Origin of the sequence: Jeotgalibacillus sp. S-D1, from assembly GCF_004358665.1 — a bacterium.
GTDB lineage: Bacteria > Bacillota > Bacilli > Bacillales > Jeotgalibacillaceae > Jeotgalibacillus.
In genome coordinates this window covers 270,740-284,853 of sequence record NZ_SMZR01000001.1, presented here as the reverse complement: position 1 = coordinate 284,853, position 14,114 = coordinate 270,740, and the positions used below count along the sequence as shown (strand labels likewise).

The following is a 14,114-nucleotide window of genomic DNA, read 5'->3' as shown; positions in this document are numbered from 1 at the left end:
CGGAGTAACCCCGAATCAGCCTGTAAAATCTTACCCTTTGATTGCTTTAAATGAAGCTTCCACTGCTTGAAGTGTTTTTTCGACGTCACTCTTAGTATGAGCCGTCGATAGGAACCATCCCTCAAACTGTGAAGGTGGAAGAAAAACGCCATTATCAGCCATATGACGATAGAATTCAGCGAACAATTGAAGATCTGACGTTTTAGCTTGATCAAAGTTTGTTACTTTTTCATTTGTAAAGAAAAAGCCAAGCATAGACCCTGCTCGATTAACCGTATGAGGAATATCATATTTTTCAGCAAGGGAGGTAAATCCGCTTTCTAACAGATCCCCAAGCTCAACAAAATGCTCATATGATTCCGGCGTCAGCTGCGAGAGTGTCTCAAAACCTGCTGTCATAGCCAGCGGGTTACCGGAAAGTGTACCGGCCTGATAGATCGGTCCTGTTGGTGCGATCTGATCCATGATTTCTTTTCGCCCGCCAAAAGCGCCTACCGGCAAACCTCCGCCGATTACTTTTCCAAGACAAGTTAAATCAGGCGTCACACCCAAATGGCCCTGTGCACAGTTATAACCTACTCTAAAGCCTGTCATTACTTCATCAAATATAAGCAGAGATTCATAATCCTCAGTCAGGCTCCGAAGCTCCTCGAGAAAACCCTCAACTGGCGGCACTACTCCCATGTTTCCTGCAACCGGCTCAACGATAACCGCTGCTATATCTTTCCCAAATTCCTTGAATACATATTGGATCGATTCAAAGTCATTGTAAGGAACAGTTATAGTATTCTTTGCAACACTCTCCGGAACACCAGGGCTGTCCGGAAGACCGAGAGTTGCCACTCCTGAACCAGCTTTAATCAGCAGACTGTCTCCATGGCCATGGTAGCAGCCTTCAAATTTTACGATTTTATCACGGCCTGTGAATCCCCGCGCCAACCGAAGCGCACTCATCGTTGCTTCTGTACCGGATGATACCATTCGTACTTTTTCAATTGAGGGAACTCTTTCGATGACAAGCTGCGCAAGTTTATTTTCTACAGTTGTCGGTGCTCCAAAGCTTGTTCCGCTCATTGCGACTTCTTGAATTGCATTGACGACCTGATCCTGGGCATGACCCAGAATGAGGGGCCCCCATGATAAAACATAATCGATATATTCATTACCATCTATATCATGTATTTTGGAACCCTTTCCCTTTTCCATAAATATCGGATCCATGTTTACTGATTTAAACGCACGCACCGGGCTGTTGACTCCGCCAGGCATTAAATCCTGTGCTTCATTGAATGCTTCCTTTGACTGCTCATATGAACGCATATGATCTCCTCCTCGAATAAAGTATTAGTTCGACAACCATTCCGCAACATCTTTTGCATGGTACGTAATGATGAGATCAGCTCCTGCACGTTTCATACTTGTAAGCTTTTCCATCACTATTTCCTTTTCGTTCACCCATCCGTTTTGAGCTGCTGCCTTTATCATTGAATACTCTCCGCTTACGTTATAAGCAACGACAGGGAGCGGAAAACGGTCTTTAACATCTCTCATGATGTCAAGATAGGAGAGGGCCGGTTTTACGATTAGGAAATCAGCACCTTCTTCTACATCACTTTGTGCTTCGCGCAATGCCTCCATGCGGTTGGAGGGATCCATTTGATACGTTTTGCGATCACCAAACTGCGGCGAGCTGTGAGCGGCATCACGGAACGGGCCATAAAAGCTCGACGAGTATTTAACGGCATAGCTCATAATCGGAATATCATGAAAGCCTGCTTCATCAAGGCCTGCCCGAATCGCTGCAACAAATCCATCCATCATATTAGAAGGGGCAATAATATCGGCTCCTGCCTTCGCTTGGCTGACTGCCGTTTGGGCTAAGAGATCGAGTGTTGGATCATTCAGCACTTTCCCGTCTTCTATAACGCCGCAGTGGCCATGGTCTGTATACTGGCATAGGCAGGTATCTGCAATAATGACGAGCTCAGGGAACTCTGCTTTAATCAATCTTGTCGCTTCCTGTACGATGCCATGCTCATGATAGGCTTGCTTGCCGAGCGGGTCTTTGTTTGCGGGAACACCAAACAAAATGACGGATTTAATTCCCCGATTAACGATATCATTTATTTCCGCAAGTACTGCATCAAGGGATATATGAAAAACGCCAGGCATTGAAGAAACCTCATTACGGATATTTTCTCCCTCCACTACAAACAGCGGATAAATCAAGTCCTCTTTTCTAAGCCAGGTTTCACGTACCATCGCCCGCAGTGAATCGGAGTTTCGCAGGCGGCGGTGGCGGTCAAATTGAATATCTCTCATATTCGGTTCCTCCTAGTGTTGCGTATAGTAACAGGCAATTTCATCTATCAAAGCTGCCATCGTATAAGCTGCCGGTTCAATATGGACCGGCAGCTTATTTTTTTTTAGTTCTTCTGTGGTTGTCGGCCCAATACTCGCAATTGTCCATTTCTCATTCATGACAAGCTGGTAAAGGTCCTCTGATGACTGGAGGATCTCGACAAAATTCAAAACCGCTGAAGGGCTGGCAAAAGTAATAATTTCAAATGAATCAGCGGCTAAAGCCTTTAATAACGCTTTGCTTTGGTCTGCCTTGACCGTCTTATACAGCACCCATTTATCACAGCTAATTCCGTGCTGCTCAAAAGTGTTCATAATAATATTCCGGGCAAGATTTCCTTGTGGGAATAACACGCGTTCTCCCATTATTCTATCGAAAGGAAACTCTTTTACAAAATCTGCTGCTCGAAAGCTTTCAGGATAAAAGGATACAGGATAACCCCTAGATTCGAGAAAATCAGCTGTTCTTTTTCCAATTGCAGCAATTTGTATCGTCTTAAGAACACCCAGAAGATTATTTTTTTCTAACACCGCAAGAGTAAATGAAACAGCGTTTCGGCTTGTAAAAACAATCCACGAATATTGATGGATGCGGGTAAGAATAGCTTCTTCGCATTCACTTTTATAAGATTGGGTTTCGATCATCGGTATAATGACTGCATGGCCATTTCGTTTTTCAATTAATAACTTGTCTTTTAGAGCTGCCTGATAGGGTCTTGTAAGTAAGATCCGATGGTTCTCTAAGGAATACGCCATAACCTATTGACCTACTTGCTCAGCCTTTACCTGATCGATTAACGCCTTTGCTCCTTGTGAGGTTAAGACAGCAGCAGCTTCTTCTCCAACTTTTACCGGATCATTTCCTTTAATCACTTCTTTGTATACTTTTTTCCCATCCGGCGAAGCAACAAGAGCAGTGAGTGAAATATCACTGCCGTTTAATATCGCAAATCCAGCAATAGGTACTTGGCATCCGCCCTCCATTTTGTGCAGAAAAGCGCGTTCAGCAAGAACTGTCAAACTGGTTTCCTCATCCGTAAATTGATCCAATAAGGAACGAAGCTCTGTGTCGTCTTTACGGCACTCAATTGATAAAGCTCCCTGACCAATTGCCGGGAGACAATCTTCATGACTCAAAAATTCAGAAACGACCTCTTTTGACCAGCCCATCCGTGATAGACCTGCTGCAGCTAATACGATTGCATCAAAATTTTCGTTTTCAAGCTTATTAAGTCTCGTATCAATATTCCCCCGAATCCACTGAATTTCAAGATCAGGACGTTTAGCGAGAATTTGAGCACTTCTTCTCAAGCTGCTCGTTCCAATAATAGAACCAGCAGGAAGCTCAGCAAGTGTTTTTCCTTCTTTGGAAATAAGAGCATCCCTTGCATCCTCGCGAACCGGAATACTGCCAATCGTCAAACCTTCTGGTAATTCAGCAGGCATATCCTTCATGCTGTGCACGGCCATATCAATTTCTCCATCAATCATGGCTTGTTCAATCTCTTTAACAAATAACCCTTTACCGCCAACTTTTGATAGTTTTACATCTTGAATTTTATCGCCTTTGGTAACAATTTCTTTAATTTCAAATTCAGTTGACGGATCAATAGCCTTCAACTGCTCGATGACCCATTTCGTTTGTGTCATAGCGAGCTTGCTGCGTCTTGATCCCACAATAATTTTTCTCATTGCTGTTTATTCCTCCTATGTATATAGCTGCTGTGTCTACTATCGATTTTTTGCGATTAATTTCGGAAATTCAATTTCTTTCGTTGTTACTGTTTTCCGCTGTTATTTATCAGGTTCTTAATAGATATAAGCGATGGTCTGATCTGCTTAAAACCTATGAATACCAAAAGTGAAAAGATGACCAGCGGCTGCCCAGCAGAAAGTTGATAAGCAGGCACAGGAATGCTGCTAGGTTTAGCATTGCCAAGGATTTCCCTGATAAACCCTTTGCTACTTTCATATAGAGAAAAACACCATAAATTCCAAGAATTAAAAACGAACCTACTATTTTCACGTCATACCAAATCATATAGGGGAGCGTACTGACAGCCCACTGTACGCCTAATATTAAGCTGAGTAAAAGCAAGGGAAATCCAATAACGTTTAGGATTACAGCTCCTTTTTCAAGCTGTGATAAATCTGTGATTCTCTGAAGTTTCTGCCCCCACTTTTTTTTCTTCAGCATGCGATATTGCAAGAGATAGAGAATGCTGAAAACGACGGATAAAGAAAAAGCAGCGTAGGAGATCAGTGCAATCGTTATATGAATCAACAGTAATTCAGACATCAGCCGCTCAGCCGCCGCATTTGTCTGCGCCTGCACAGGAGCAAATGTATGGATTGTCATGAATATAAAACCAATTACATTGACAAAAAAAACGGTGAAGTCTACACGCATCAGGCGATTAATCGCTAATGACAGTGTAACCAACACCCAGGCATAAAAATAAATCCCTTCAAAAAGGGTAAGAACAGGAAAGCGTCCTGTTCTTGTCATATACAAAAACAAAAAAATTGTTTGAAGAACCCAAACAATTGCTAAAAGCCAGAAGGCAAACCGATTTGCCTTCTGGTTCTTTTGTAAAAAATCCAGAAAATAAAGTAACACACTTGCTGCATAGAGGATAATCATTACCTCGTGAAGCCGGGTCATTGAAAGTTCAAACATCCGTTATCCCCCGTTTAGGGCTGTAAGGACAGCTCAGGTTGATGCTTCTCAATCCAGTTAGACTCTTTGCTTTTCACTTTAGAATCCTGGAGGGAACTATTTACTTGTTCTTCAAGATTAAAGATTTTCATAAACAGTTCCAGTTTTTCATCTCCATCTGGTAAAGCTGCCAATTCCTTCGCTTGTAAAATCGGGTCCTTTAACAGCTGATTAATAATGCTTTTTGTATGCTTATTCAGGATTTTACGTTCACGGTCTGTTAAGCTTGGCATTTTCCGCTCAATGCTTTGCATGGTTTCTGCCTGTACACCCAAAGCTTTTTCCCGAAGAGCTGAGATAACAGGGACTACACCAAGCATGTTCAGCCATTCCTTAAAGTTTACAATGGTTTCTTCTACCATGATTTCAATCGCTTCAGCAGCCTGTTTGCGTTCTGCCAGATTGGCCTGTACAATTCCTTCGAGATCATCAATATCATAAAGGAATACGTTGTCCAATTCATTAATAGACGGATCTAAATCACGCGGAACCGCGATGTCGACCATGAAAAATGGACGTCCTTTGCGCATTCCTTCAACGTGCATCATCATTTCTTTATCAATCACAGCATCTTTTGAACCGGTGGAAGTAATTAAAATATCAGCTTCCATAAGCGCACACTGCAATTCACGAAGCTGTTTTGCCTGTCCGTTAAACTTAGCAGCAAGAACTTGTGCTTTCTCAAATGTACGGTTAATGACCGTAATTTTTGTCGCGCCGCTGCCTTGCAGATTTTGAATGGCCAGCTCGCCCATCTTGCCTGCACCAAGAATCAGTACATGCTTTTTGTTCAAATCACCAAATATCTTTTTCGCCAGCTCAACAGCAGCATAAGACACCGATACTGCATTTGATGCAATATCTGTTTCTGAATGTGCTTTTTTTGCAAGTGTAATGGATTGTTTAAACAGCTCATTAAATACAGTCCCCGTGGCACCAACTTCCTGGGCAGAAAGAAAACTTTTGCGCACTTGTCCCAGAATTTGAGTTTCTCCCACAATCATGGAATCCAGACCACAGCTGACTTTAAATAAGTGCTCCATTGCACCGTCTTTTTCATATATAAATAAATAAGGGCTGAATTCTTCTTTTTCTAATCCGAACCAATTTGCTAAAAAATCTTTAATATAATAACGACCTGTATGAAGCTGATCAACGACTGCATATATTTCCGTACGATTACACGTTGATACAATCACGTTTTCCAGTATGCTTTTTTTCGTCTGAAGAGACGCCATTGCACGCTGAAGATCCGCTTCCTGGAAAGAAAGACGCTCTCTTATCTCAACAGGGGCCGTTTTGTAATTCAATCCTACCACTAAAATGTGCATGTTTTGAAAGACACCCCCACAATTTAATCACTACTTTAATTATAACACTTCATAAACCGTGCTTTTATAGCAATTGTGAACATACATTGAACCCCTATTCGACATCAATGGTCACGTTTTCACATAGTGTTCGGAAGATTGCCCGAATCGCACCACTATACGACAATTACATATGTGTCTAGAATAACAAAGCAGGCCCACAGTTTCAACAGTTCAGCTCGGTTTCCAATAACTGACGGTATGCAAATATTATTACCTATTAACCAATAAAAAAACCAGAATTTCCAGTAATTAATCCCATTGTTTTTGTAATAAAAAAATATCAGTTTTTGTTTGTATGTAATCGCTGTGGTTAAAGAAAGCACTCATGACACTTATAAAAAGTCTTTCCCTTTTATTTTTATATTATTTCAAAATTTAAAAGATCACTAAAACATAAAATTTAATATTTATTTTCCCAGTTACACAGTTCACTATATTCATCACGTCCCAGAGTTTAGTATTCCACAAAAAAAATACTGAAACTCCTTTTAAACGAGTCTCAGTATCCTGCCTTTATTCAACTTCATTCATCTTCTCAGTTAAAAACTTCCAAGCTTCATCTTTTCCTAAACCTGTTTCAGAAGAGAACATGATCAGTGTGTCGCCATCCTCGATTTGAAGAGCACGGCGAGTGATGCTCATATGTTTTTGCCATTTACCTTTAGGAATTTTGTCCGCTTTTGTAGCAACGACTAAACAAGGGATGTCAAAATGCTTTAAAAAGTCGTACATCATAATATCATCTTTTGTAGGCGGATGGCGCAGGTCCACAATCAGGACTACTGCTTTTAAGGGTTCACGACCGGTCATATAGGTCTCGATCATTTTCCCCCAGGCTGCACGTTCCGATTTGGATACTTTTGCGTAGCCGTAGCCCGGCACATCGACAAAATAAAGAGCTTCATTCAGTAAATAAAAATTCAGGGTTTGCGTTTTACCCGGTTTCGAAGAAATACGGGCAAGGGCTTTTCTATTAATCATTTTATTTATGAAAGAAGATTTTCCCACATTGGAACGTCCAGCTAAAGCGAACTCTGGGAGCCCGCCTTCTGGATACTGTTCCGGTTTTACTGCACTCATTACGATTTCTGATTGTGTAATTTTCATGATTTATCTTCTCCTACCAATGCCCGTTCAAGCACCTCATCAACATGAGAAACCAAAATAAATGTTAACTCATTCCGTACGCTTTCTGGAATATCGTCAATATCCCGCTCATTATCTTTCGGAATAATGATGGTCGTTAATCCTGCACGGTGGGCACTGAGACATTTTTCTTTCAAGCCGCCAATTGGCAGCACCCGCCCGCGAAGTGTAACTTCACCTGTCATCCCGATTTCCCGTCTTATCGGTCGGTTTGTGAGTGCTGAAACGAGTGCTGTAACGATTGTGATCCCAGCTGAAGGCCCATCTTTTGGAACGGCACCTTCAGGGACATGAATATGGATATCATATTTTTCATGAAACTGCTCTTCTAGGTTTAATTCACGTGCTTTGGATCTTACGAATGAGAACGCTGTTTGGGCAGATTCTTTCATTACATCGCCCAATTTACCTGTCAGTACGAGTTTTCCTTTACCCGGCGAGAGGGATACTTCTATTTGCAAAGTGTCTCCGCCGACTGTTGTGTAGGCCAGACCTGTGGCTACACCAATTTGATCTTCGGTTTCTGCCTGACCGTAACGAAATTTTCTTTTCCCGAGAAATTCTGAAAGCGATTTTGCAGAAATAACCACACGCTTTTTATCGCCGCTTACAATGATTTTTGCGGTTTTGCGGCAGATGGTTGCAAGCTGTCGTTCAAGTCCTCGGACTCCTGCTTCACGTGTATGATAACGTACAATTTCTTTAATTGCATCATCACGAAGCTGCATTTTTGTTTTGTTAAGACCATGTTCTTTCAGCTGCTTTGGAAGCAAGTGGGTTTTGGCAATATTGATTTTTTCAAGTTCTGTATAGCCGGCGATCGTAATAATTTCCATACGGTCACGCAGCGGACCGGGAATCGTGGACAGATTGTTAGCTGTTGCGATAAACAGAACTTTTGATAAATCATATGGCTCTTCAAGATAGTGGTCGCTGAACGTATTATTTTGTTCGGGATCAAGCACTTCCAGCATAGCTGATGATGGATCTCCCCTGAAATCATTAGACATTTTGTCAATTTCATCAAGAAGAAAGACAGGGTTGACAGTACCCGCTTTTTTCATTCCCTGAATCACACGTCCTGGCATAGCCCCCACATATGTTCTGCGGTGACCGCGAATTTCCGATTCATCCCGAACTCCGCCGAGTGAAACACGGACAAATTTACGGCCAATCGATTCAGCAATCGAGCGGGCCAAACTTGTTTTACCGACCCCGGGTGGCCCTGCAAGACAAAGAATCGGTCCCTTTAAGGATTGAGTAAGCTGCTGTACCGCCAGATACTCCAATACGCGTTCTTTGACTTTTTCAAGGCCGTAATGGTCGCGGTCCAGTATGTCTTCAGCTCTTTTAATATCAAGGTCATCATTTGTTGCCTTTGTCCAGGGAACAGTGATAAGCCAATCCAGATAATTACGGATAACAGAGCTTTCAGCAGAAGTTGCAGGAATTTTTTCATACCGGTCTAATTCCTTCATTGCAATCTTGGATATGTTTGGCGGCATTTCAGCATTTTTAATGCGTTCAGCAAGATCAGCCACTTCACCTGTTTTGCCATCTTTGTCTCCAAGTTCCTTTTGGATGGCCTTCATTTGCTCCCGTAAATAATATTCTTTCTGAGTTCGTTCCATCGATTTTTTTACACGCTGCCCAATCTTTTTCTCTAAGCTTAATACTTCTTTTTCATTATTGATGGTTTCAATAACACGGGTCAGCCGCTGCTCGATGTCGATTGTATTTAACAGCTCTTGTTTGAGTTTCAGCTTTAGCGGTAAATGCGAGGCAACGATATCTGCTAATCGGCCAGGCTCTTCAATATCTGTAACGGTATTAAGTGTTTCGGTGGATATTTTTTTTGACAGTGAGATGTATTGTTCGAAATAGTCAATCAGCGTTCGCATTAATGCTTCAAGTTCGGCTGTTTTGTCCGGCGAATCCGGCACTGTTTCTACTTCCACTGTATAATACTGCTCTTCATCCACAAACGAAGTGATTTTGGCACGCTCAAGTCCCTCCACTAAAACCCTTATGGTTCCATTTGGAAGCTTCAGCATTTGCTTAACTTTTGTTAATGTTCCCATTGAATACAAATCGGTCTGTTCAGGCTGATCGACCGTCATATCCTTTTGAGTGGATAAAAAAATCAGGTGATCTTCCATCATGGCTTTCTCAAGAGCCTGCACAGAACGATCACGTCCTACATCTAAATGTAGCACCATGGTCGGGTACACCAGCAGCCCTCTTAGCGGCAGCAGCGGTATCGTATGATTGTTCTTTTCTGACATGAAACTGCACCTCCATTACGTTCAGACCTGAAGTGTCATTCAAGTCAAATACGCTTATAAGTAACTATTTATTGTTATTGAAATAGATGTAGTTACTGTACCCTTTTCTACCTTCCTACATCCATCAACCTGCTCATAATGGCAAAAAAAACTGACTCGATAGTGGGTCTAACGAGTCAGCCTCTTCATTTCTTTAATCAGGCAGAAGTTTTTTGTTCGTCGCTTGGACCGATTCTGGTGCCATCTTCCAGCTCTAGAATTGGCCGCTCATTGAGTTCAACCGTTTCCTGAGTGATAATACATTTTTTAATATCATCACGGGATGGAAGATCAAACATAACATCGAGCATAATATTTTCAATAATAGACCGAAGTCCACGTGCTCCCGTTTTTCGTTCAATCGCATTACGGGAAATTTCAAGAAGTGCACCTTCTTCAAATTCCAGTTCAACATCATCAAGCTCAAGCATTTTTTGGTATTGTTTAACCAATGCGTTTTTTGGCTGTGTCAAAATTGATACCAGCGCTTCTTCATCAAGCTGCTCAAGCGTAGCTGTTACCGGGAGACGACCAATAAACTCTGGAATCAGACCGAATTTCAACAGATCTTCCGGCACCAGTTTGGAAAGAAGCTCTTTTTCTTTAACGTCTCCTTTGTTTGGATCAGAGCCAAAACCAATGACTTTTTGACCAAGACGTCGTTTAACGATTTGATCTACTCCGTCAAATGCTCCTCCACAAATAAACAGAATGTTTGTTGTATCGATTTGAATGAATTCCTGATGAGGATGCTTACGTCCACCCTGCGGCGGAACACTTGCTGTTGTTCCCTCAAGAATTTTCAGCAATGCCTGCTGAACACCTTCACCTGAAACGTCACGTGTAATAGACGGATTCTCAGATTTACGGGCAACCTTATCAATTTCATCTATATAAATAATGCCTTTTTCTGCACGCTCTACATCATAATCCGCCGATTGAATTAGTTTTAATAAAATATTTTCAACATCTTCACCTACATAACCAGCTTCTGTTAATGAAGTGGCATCAGCAATGGCAAAAGGCACATTGAGAATCCGCGCGAGTGTTTGAGCTAAAAGTGTTTTCCCGGACCCTGTAGGACCAATTAGGCAGATATTACTTTTAGAAAGCTCCACATCATCAACCTTGCTGTTTGAATTAATCCGCTTATAGTGGTTGTAAACAGCAACTGATAAGGATTTTTTTGCTCTTTCCTGACCAATAACATATTCATCCAATATACCTAATATTTCTTTAGGTTTTGGAACATCTTTAAATTCCACTTCTTCTTCTGTACCAAGCTCTTCTTCCACAATTTCTGTGCAAAGCTCAATACATTCGTCACAAATATATACACCAGGTCCAGCGACTAATTTACGAACTTGTTCCTGAGTCTTTCCACAAAAAGAACACTTAAGCTGACCCTTTTCATCATTAAATTTAAACATCACTTTCACCCCTTATTTCAAACTAACATCATACTTGCGATACGTGATTTTAGCAATCATTTCGCTTCTGAATTGGACTTGATTACCAACGACTGTTTGTAATACGAATTGTAACACAGCGAATGGGCAGACGGAACTAACATGGTCTGATCAATGTTTGATCCTCTATAAGCCTTATGTAGTATGTAAAACATTATGTAGGTAGAAAACAAGGCACGAATAATTTCGCGCCTTGCTCTCCCTTATTTATTATTATGCAACAGGCTTGCTATTATCTACAAGAAAATCGATTGCTTTTTGAATACGAAGATCGTTTTCAAGAACTTCAGTCGATCCGCCCAGTGCAGTTTTAATTTGTTCTACTGACATACCGAACTGCTCAGTCATGCTGCTAAGTTCTTTTTCAACATCATCCTCTGTAACTGTGATGTTTTCTGCATTAGCAATTGCTTCAAGTGTAAGATTTGTACGGACACGTTTTCCTGCGTCCTCTTTCATTTGAGTGCGAAGTGCTTCCTCATCCTGGCCGCTAAACTGGAAGTACAGCTCCATGTTCATGCCTTGTGAAGATAAACGCTGTTCGAATTCTTGAAGCATGCGGTCAACCTCTGTTGTAATCATCGCTTCAGGCACTTCGATTTCAGCATTCTCAGAAGCTTGTTCTAAAAGTGAATCACGCAACGCTGCTTCTGCTGTGTTTTTCTTTTGCTCTACAAGACGTGTTTTCGTTTTTTCTTTTAGGTCAGCCAGTGATTCAACTTCTTCGTCTGCATCTTTGGCAAATTCATCATCAAGCTCCGGAAGTTCTTTGGCTTTGATTTCATGAATTTTAACTTTGAATACAGCCGGTTTACCAGCAAGCTCTTCTGCGTGATATTCTTCAGGGAAAGAAACCTCAACATCCTTTTCATCTCCAGTTGAAAGACCAACAAGCTGCTCTTCAAAACCAGGAATAAATGATCCAGAACCGATTTCAAGTGAATAGTTTTCCGCTTGGCCGCCTTCGAATGCCTCACCGTCAACAAAACCTTCAAAATCAAGCGTTACAGTGTTCCCGTTTTCAACTGTTCCTTCTTCTTTAACTACAAGCTCAGCTTGGCGCTCCTGAAGGGATTTCAGTTCAGCAGTTACGTCTTCATCTGTAACCTCTGTTTCTAGTTTTTCCACTTCCAAGCCTTTGTATTCACCTAATTTAACTTCAGGCTTAACCGTTACTTTAGCAGTGAAAACTAATTCTTTTCCTTTTTCCATTTGCTCTACATCAATTTCCGGGCGATCAACTGGCAAGATTCCAGCTTCGTCAACAGCGCTTGCGTAAGCCTCTGGAAGAATCAAATCAAGAGCGTCCTGGTAAAGTGATTCCACTCCAAAACGTTTTTCAAACATTTGACGCGGCATTTTTCCTTTACGGAATCCCGGTACGTTAATTTGCTTAACGACCTTTTTAAATGCATCATCTAATCCTTTGTTCACTGTTTCTGCATCAACTTGTACAGTCAATACACCAACATTTCCTTCTTGCTTTTCCCATTTTGCTGACATACTTAATTCCCTCCAAAACATCTATAGTAATTTTTAATGGTTTCACGCTTAATAGCGGTGAAGACGTTGATTCAGTGAATTTTGGCATCACGAATCCCATTATGCAACCATTTAATTATAACATAGGTTCATACTCTTTCAACAGCAATCCATTAGATCACATGATTGGGACGTTTTCAAGCATTTCGATTTGTGACGCGATGCTCTTTTCTTCTTTTTCCCATCCACTTTCATTACCCATATAACGCCGGGCTAAACGGATATAAGCCTGTGCAATCGTGCTTTCGTTTTCTTCAGACCATATAAACGGGTACAGCAGAAAAAGATGTCTTCTTACAATATCCAAACTAAGCTCTGTAAGATTCGGATCTTCCTGGCCAGCGATCTGTTGAATAGCATTACTTACCAACAGAAAAGTTCGGTTTTCAAAAGGATCCTTTAACTCAGCCGGATTAAATACACCGCTCAGCTCCCATTTAGCAACCTGTACGTCATCCTGCACAGCCTGTTCTCTTAAGATATTTAATACCATCGTCTTAATAAAAGGATGGGTCTGAACCGATTGAACAGCTTCTATCAGCGCACCCTTAATTGGATGGATATTTTGTTTAGCCAGGTTCGCTACTTGAATCATTTGCTGTTCCAAATCCTTATGCAATACGAACGAATCCAATGAGGCATTTTCCCGCTCTGTCTGCTGCTCCTGCCGCTTGCTTACTGCGAGAAGATGCTCAAAGCGTTCCTGCCTCTCGGGCGAAATGGCATTTTCATCAATGACAGTTTGAATGGTCGTAACAATTTGCTGGTGCTCTTTAAGCTGTAACAGATTCATGATATATAATTCCAGCGTTTCTTCATATTCGCCGATTCCTTCATGAAGCATTCTCTCACAAATCTCTTTTGCTTTGAGCCATTGTCGATCCTCATAAAGAGCAACAGCTAAAGAGGTGCTGACGACTGAGTCTTCCGGATCAATAACATGCGCTTCGGTCAATAAATCAATCGCTTCTTCATGGTGCTGCTCTTGAAGCTTGTCCAGTCCTTTTTCAAGCAGACGCTCCTTAAGCCCCGGAAATAGAATGACGTTTTTACTTTTTTTTATGTTTTTGCTAAACCTTTTTGTCACCTGGCGTTCCTCCTTCCACTTTTAATAGGTGATTAGAGTTTAGCATTGTATACGCATGAATTCCAAATCTCTAATGCGGTCAGCAGACGCGTA

The 14,114-nt window shown here is 41.5% G+C and carries 11 protein-coding genes; all 11 read right to left on the bottom strand.

Going from position 1 to position 14,114, the window contains the following annotated elements; all coding sequences use genetic code 11:
• Positions 1–30: 30 nt before the first annotated feature.
• The 11 genes from hemL to E2R51_RS01355 all read right to left on the bottom strand — a co-directional run bounded on the left by hemL (position 31) and on the right by E2R51_RS01355 (position 14,021).
• Positions 31–1,320: a glutamate-1-semialdehyde 2,1-aminomutase gene (gene hemL, locus E2R51_RS01405; RefSeq protein ID WP_133375241.1), complete on the bottom strand. Its 1,290-nt coding sequence runs from the start codon at positions 1,318–1,320 to the stop codon at positions 31–33.
• 24 nt (positions 1,321–1,344) lie between these two features.
• Positions 1,345–2,322: a porphobilinogen synthase gene (gene hemB / locus E2R51_RS01400; RefSeq protein ID WP_133375240.1), complete on the bottom strand. Its 978-nt coding sequence runs from the start codon at positions 2,320–2,322 to the stop codon at positions 1,345–1,347.
• 12 nt (positions 2,323–2,334) lie between these two features.
• Positions 2,335–3,117, bottom strand: a complete 783-nt coding sequence (locus E2R51_RS01395) for a uroporphyrinogen-III synthase (protein WP_133375239.1) — start codon at positions 3,115–3,117, stop codon at positions 2,335–2,337.
• 3 nt (positions 3,118–3,120) lie between these two features.
• Positions 3,121–4,053, bottom strand: a complete 933-nt coding sequence (gene hemC, locus E2R51_RS01390) for a hydroxymethylbilane synthase (protein ID WP_133375238.1) — start codon at positions 4,051–4,053, stop codon at positions 3,121–3,123.
• A gap of 154 nt (positions 4,054–4,207) precedes the next feature.
• On the bottom strand, positions 4,208–5,041 hold the full coding sequence (locus tag E2R51_RS01385; protein WP_133375237.1) for a cytochrome c biogenesis protein: 834 nt from the start codon (positions 5,039–5,041) through the stop codon (positions 4,208–4,210).
• A 14-nt stretch (positions 5,042–5,055) separates the two neighbouring features.
• The gene (hemA, locus tag E2R51_RS01380; protein ID WP_133375236.1) at positions 5,056–6,411 is read right to left on the bottom strand and encodes a glutamyl-tRNA reductase; all 1,356 of its coding nucleotides are present in this window, start codon (positions 6,409–6,411) and stop codon (positions 5,056–5,058) included.
• A 555-nt stretch (positions 6,412–6,966) separates the two neighbouring features.
• Positions 6,967–7,560 (bottom strand): ribosome biogenesis GTP-binding protein YihA/YsxC, encoded by a 594-nt coding sequence (gene yihA / locus E2R51_RS01375; protein WP_133375235.1) that lies wholly within the window; start codon positions 7,558–7,560, stop codon positions 6,967–6,969.
• Entirely contained in the window at positions 7,557–9,884 is a 2,328-nt protein-coding gene (lon, locus tag E2R51_RS01370; protein WP_133375234.1) for an endopeptidase La, read from the bottom strand. Before lon ends, yihA begins: the two co-directional genes overlap by 4 nt.
• Before the next feature lie 197 nt (positions 9,885–10,081).
• Positions 10,082–11,353 carry an ATP-dependent protease ATP-binding subunit ClpX gene (gene clpX, locus E2R51_RS01365; RefSeq protein ID WP_133375233.1) on the bottom strand — a complete coding sequence of 424 codons (1,272 nt, stop codon included), beginning with the start codon at positions 11,351–11,353 and terminating at the stop codon, positions 10,082–10,084.
• Between the two features lie 252 nt (positions 11,354–11,605).
• Complete coding sequence (gene tig, locus E2R51_RS01360; protein WP_133375232.1) at positions 11,606–12,895, bottom strand: trigger factor; 1,290 nt, start codon at positions 12,893–12,895, stop codon at positions 11,606–11,608.
• A 157-nt stretch (positions 12,896–13,052) separates the two neighbouring features.
• On the bottom strand, positions 13,053–14,021 hold the full coding sequence (locus E2R51_RS01355; RefSeq protein WP_133375231.1) for a tetratricopeptide repeat protein: 969 nt from the start codon (positions 14,019–14,021) through the stop codon (positions 13,053–13,055).
• Between the last annotated feature and the right edge of the window lie 93 nt (positions 14,022–14,114).

What these genes read in the sequence shown, in the direction of transcription:
- hemL (WP_133375241.1), bottom strand. Translation starts at nt 1,320, where the DNA reads ATGCGTTCATATGAGCAGTCAAAGGAAGCATTCAATGAAGCACAGGAT.
- E2R51_RS01385 (WP_133375237.1), bottom strand. Translation starts at nt 5,041, where the DNA reads ATGTTTGAACTTTCAATGACCCGGCTTCACGAGGTAATGATTATCCTC.
- hemC (WP_133375238.1), bottom strand. Translation starts at nt 4,053, where the DNA reads ATGAGAAAAATTATTGTGGGATCAAGACGCAGCAAGCTCGCTATGACA.
- yihA (WP_133375235.1), bottom strand. Translation starts at nt 7,560, where the DNA reads ATGAAAATTACACAATCAGAAATCGTAATGAGTGCAGTAAAACCGGAA.
- E2R51_RS01395 (WP_133375239.1), bottom strand. Translation starts at nt 3,117, where the DNA reads ATGGCGTATTCCTTAGAGAACCATCGGATCTTACTTACAAGACCCTAT.
- tig (WP_133375232.1), bottom strand. Translation starts at nt 12,895, where the DNA reads ATGTCAGCAAAATGGGAAAAGCAAGAAGGAAATGTTGGTGTATTGACT.
- hemA (WP_133375236.1), bottom strand. Translation starts at nt 6,411, where the DNA reads ATGCACATTTTAGTGGTAGGATTGAATTACAAAACGGCCCCTGTTGAG.
- hemB (WP_133375240.1), bottom strand. Translation starts at nt 2,322, where the DNA reads ATGAGAGATATTCAATTTGACCGCCACCGCCGCCTGCGAAACTCCGAT.
- clpX (WP_133375233.1), bottom strand. Translation starts at nt 11,353, where the DNA reads ATGTTTAAATTTAATGATGAAAAGGGTCAGCTTAAGTGTTCTTTTTGT.
- lon (WP_133375234.1), bottom strand. Translation starts at nt 9,884, where the DNA reads ATGTCAGAAAAGAACAATCATACGATACCGCTGCTGCCGCTAAGAGGG.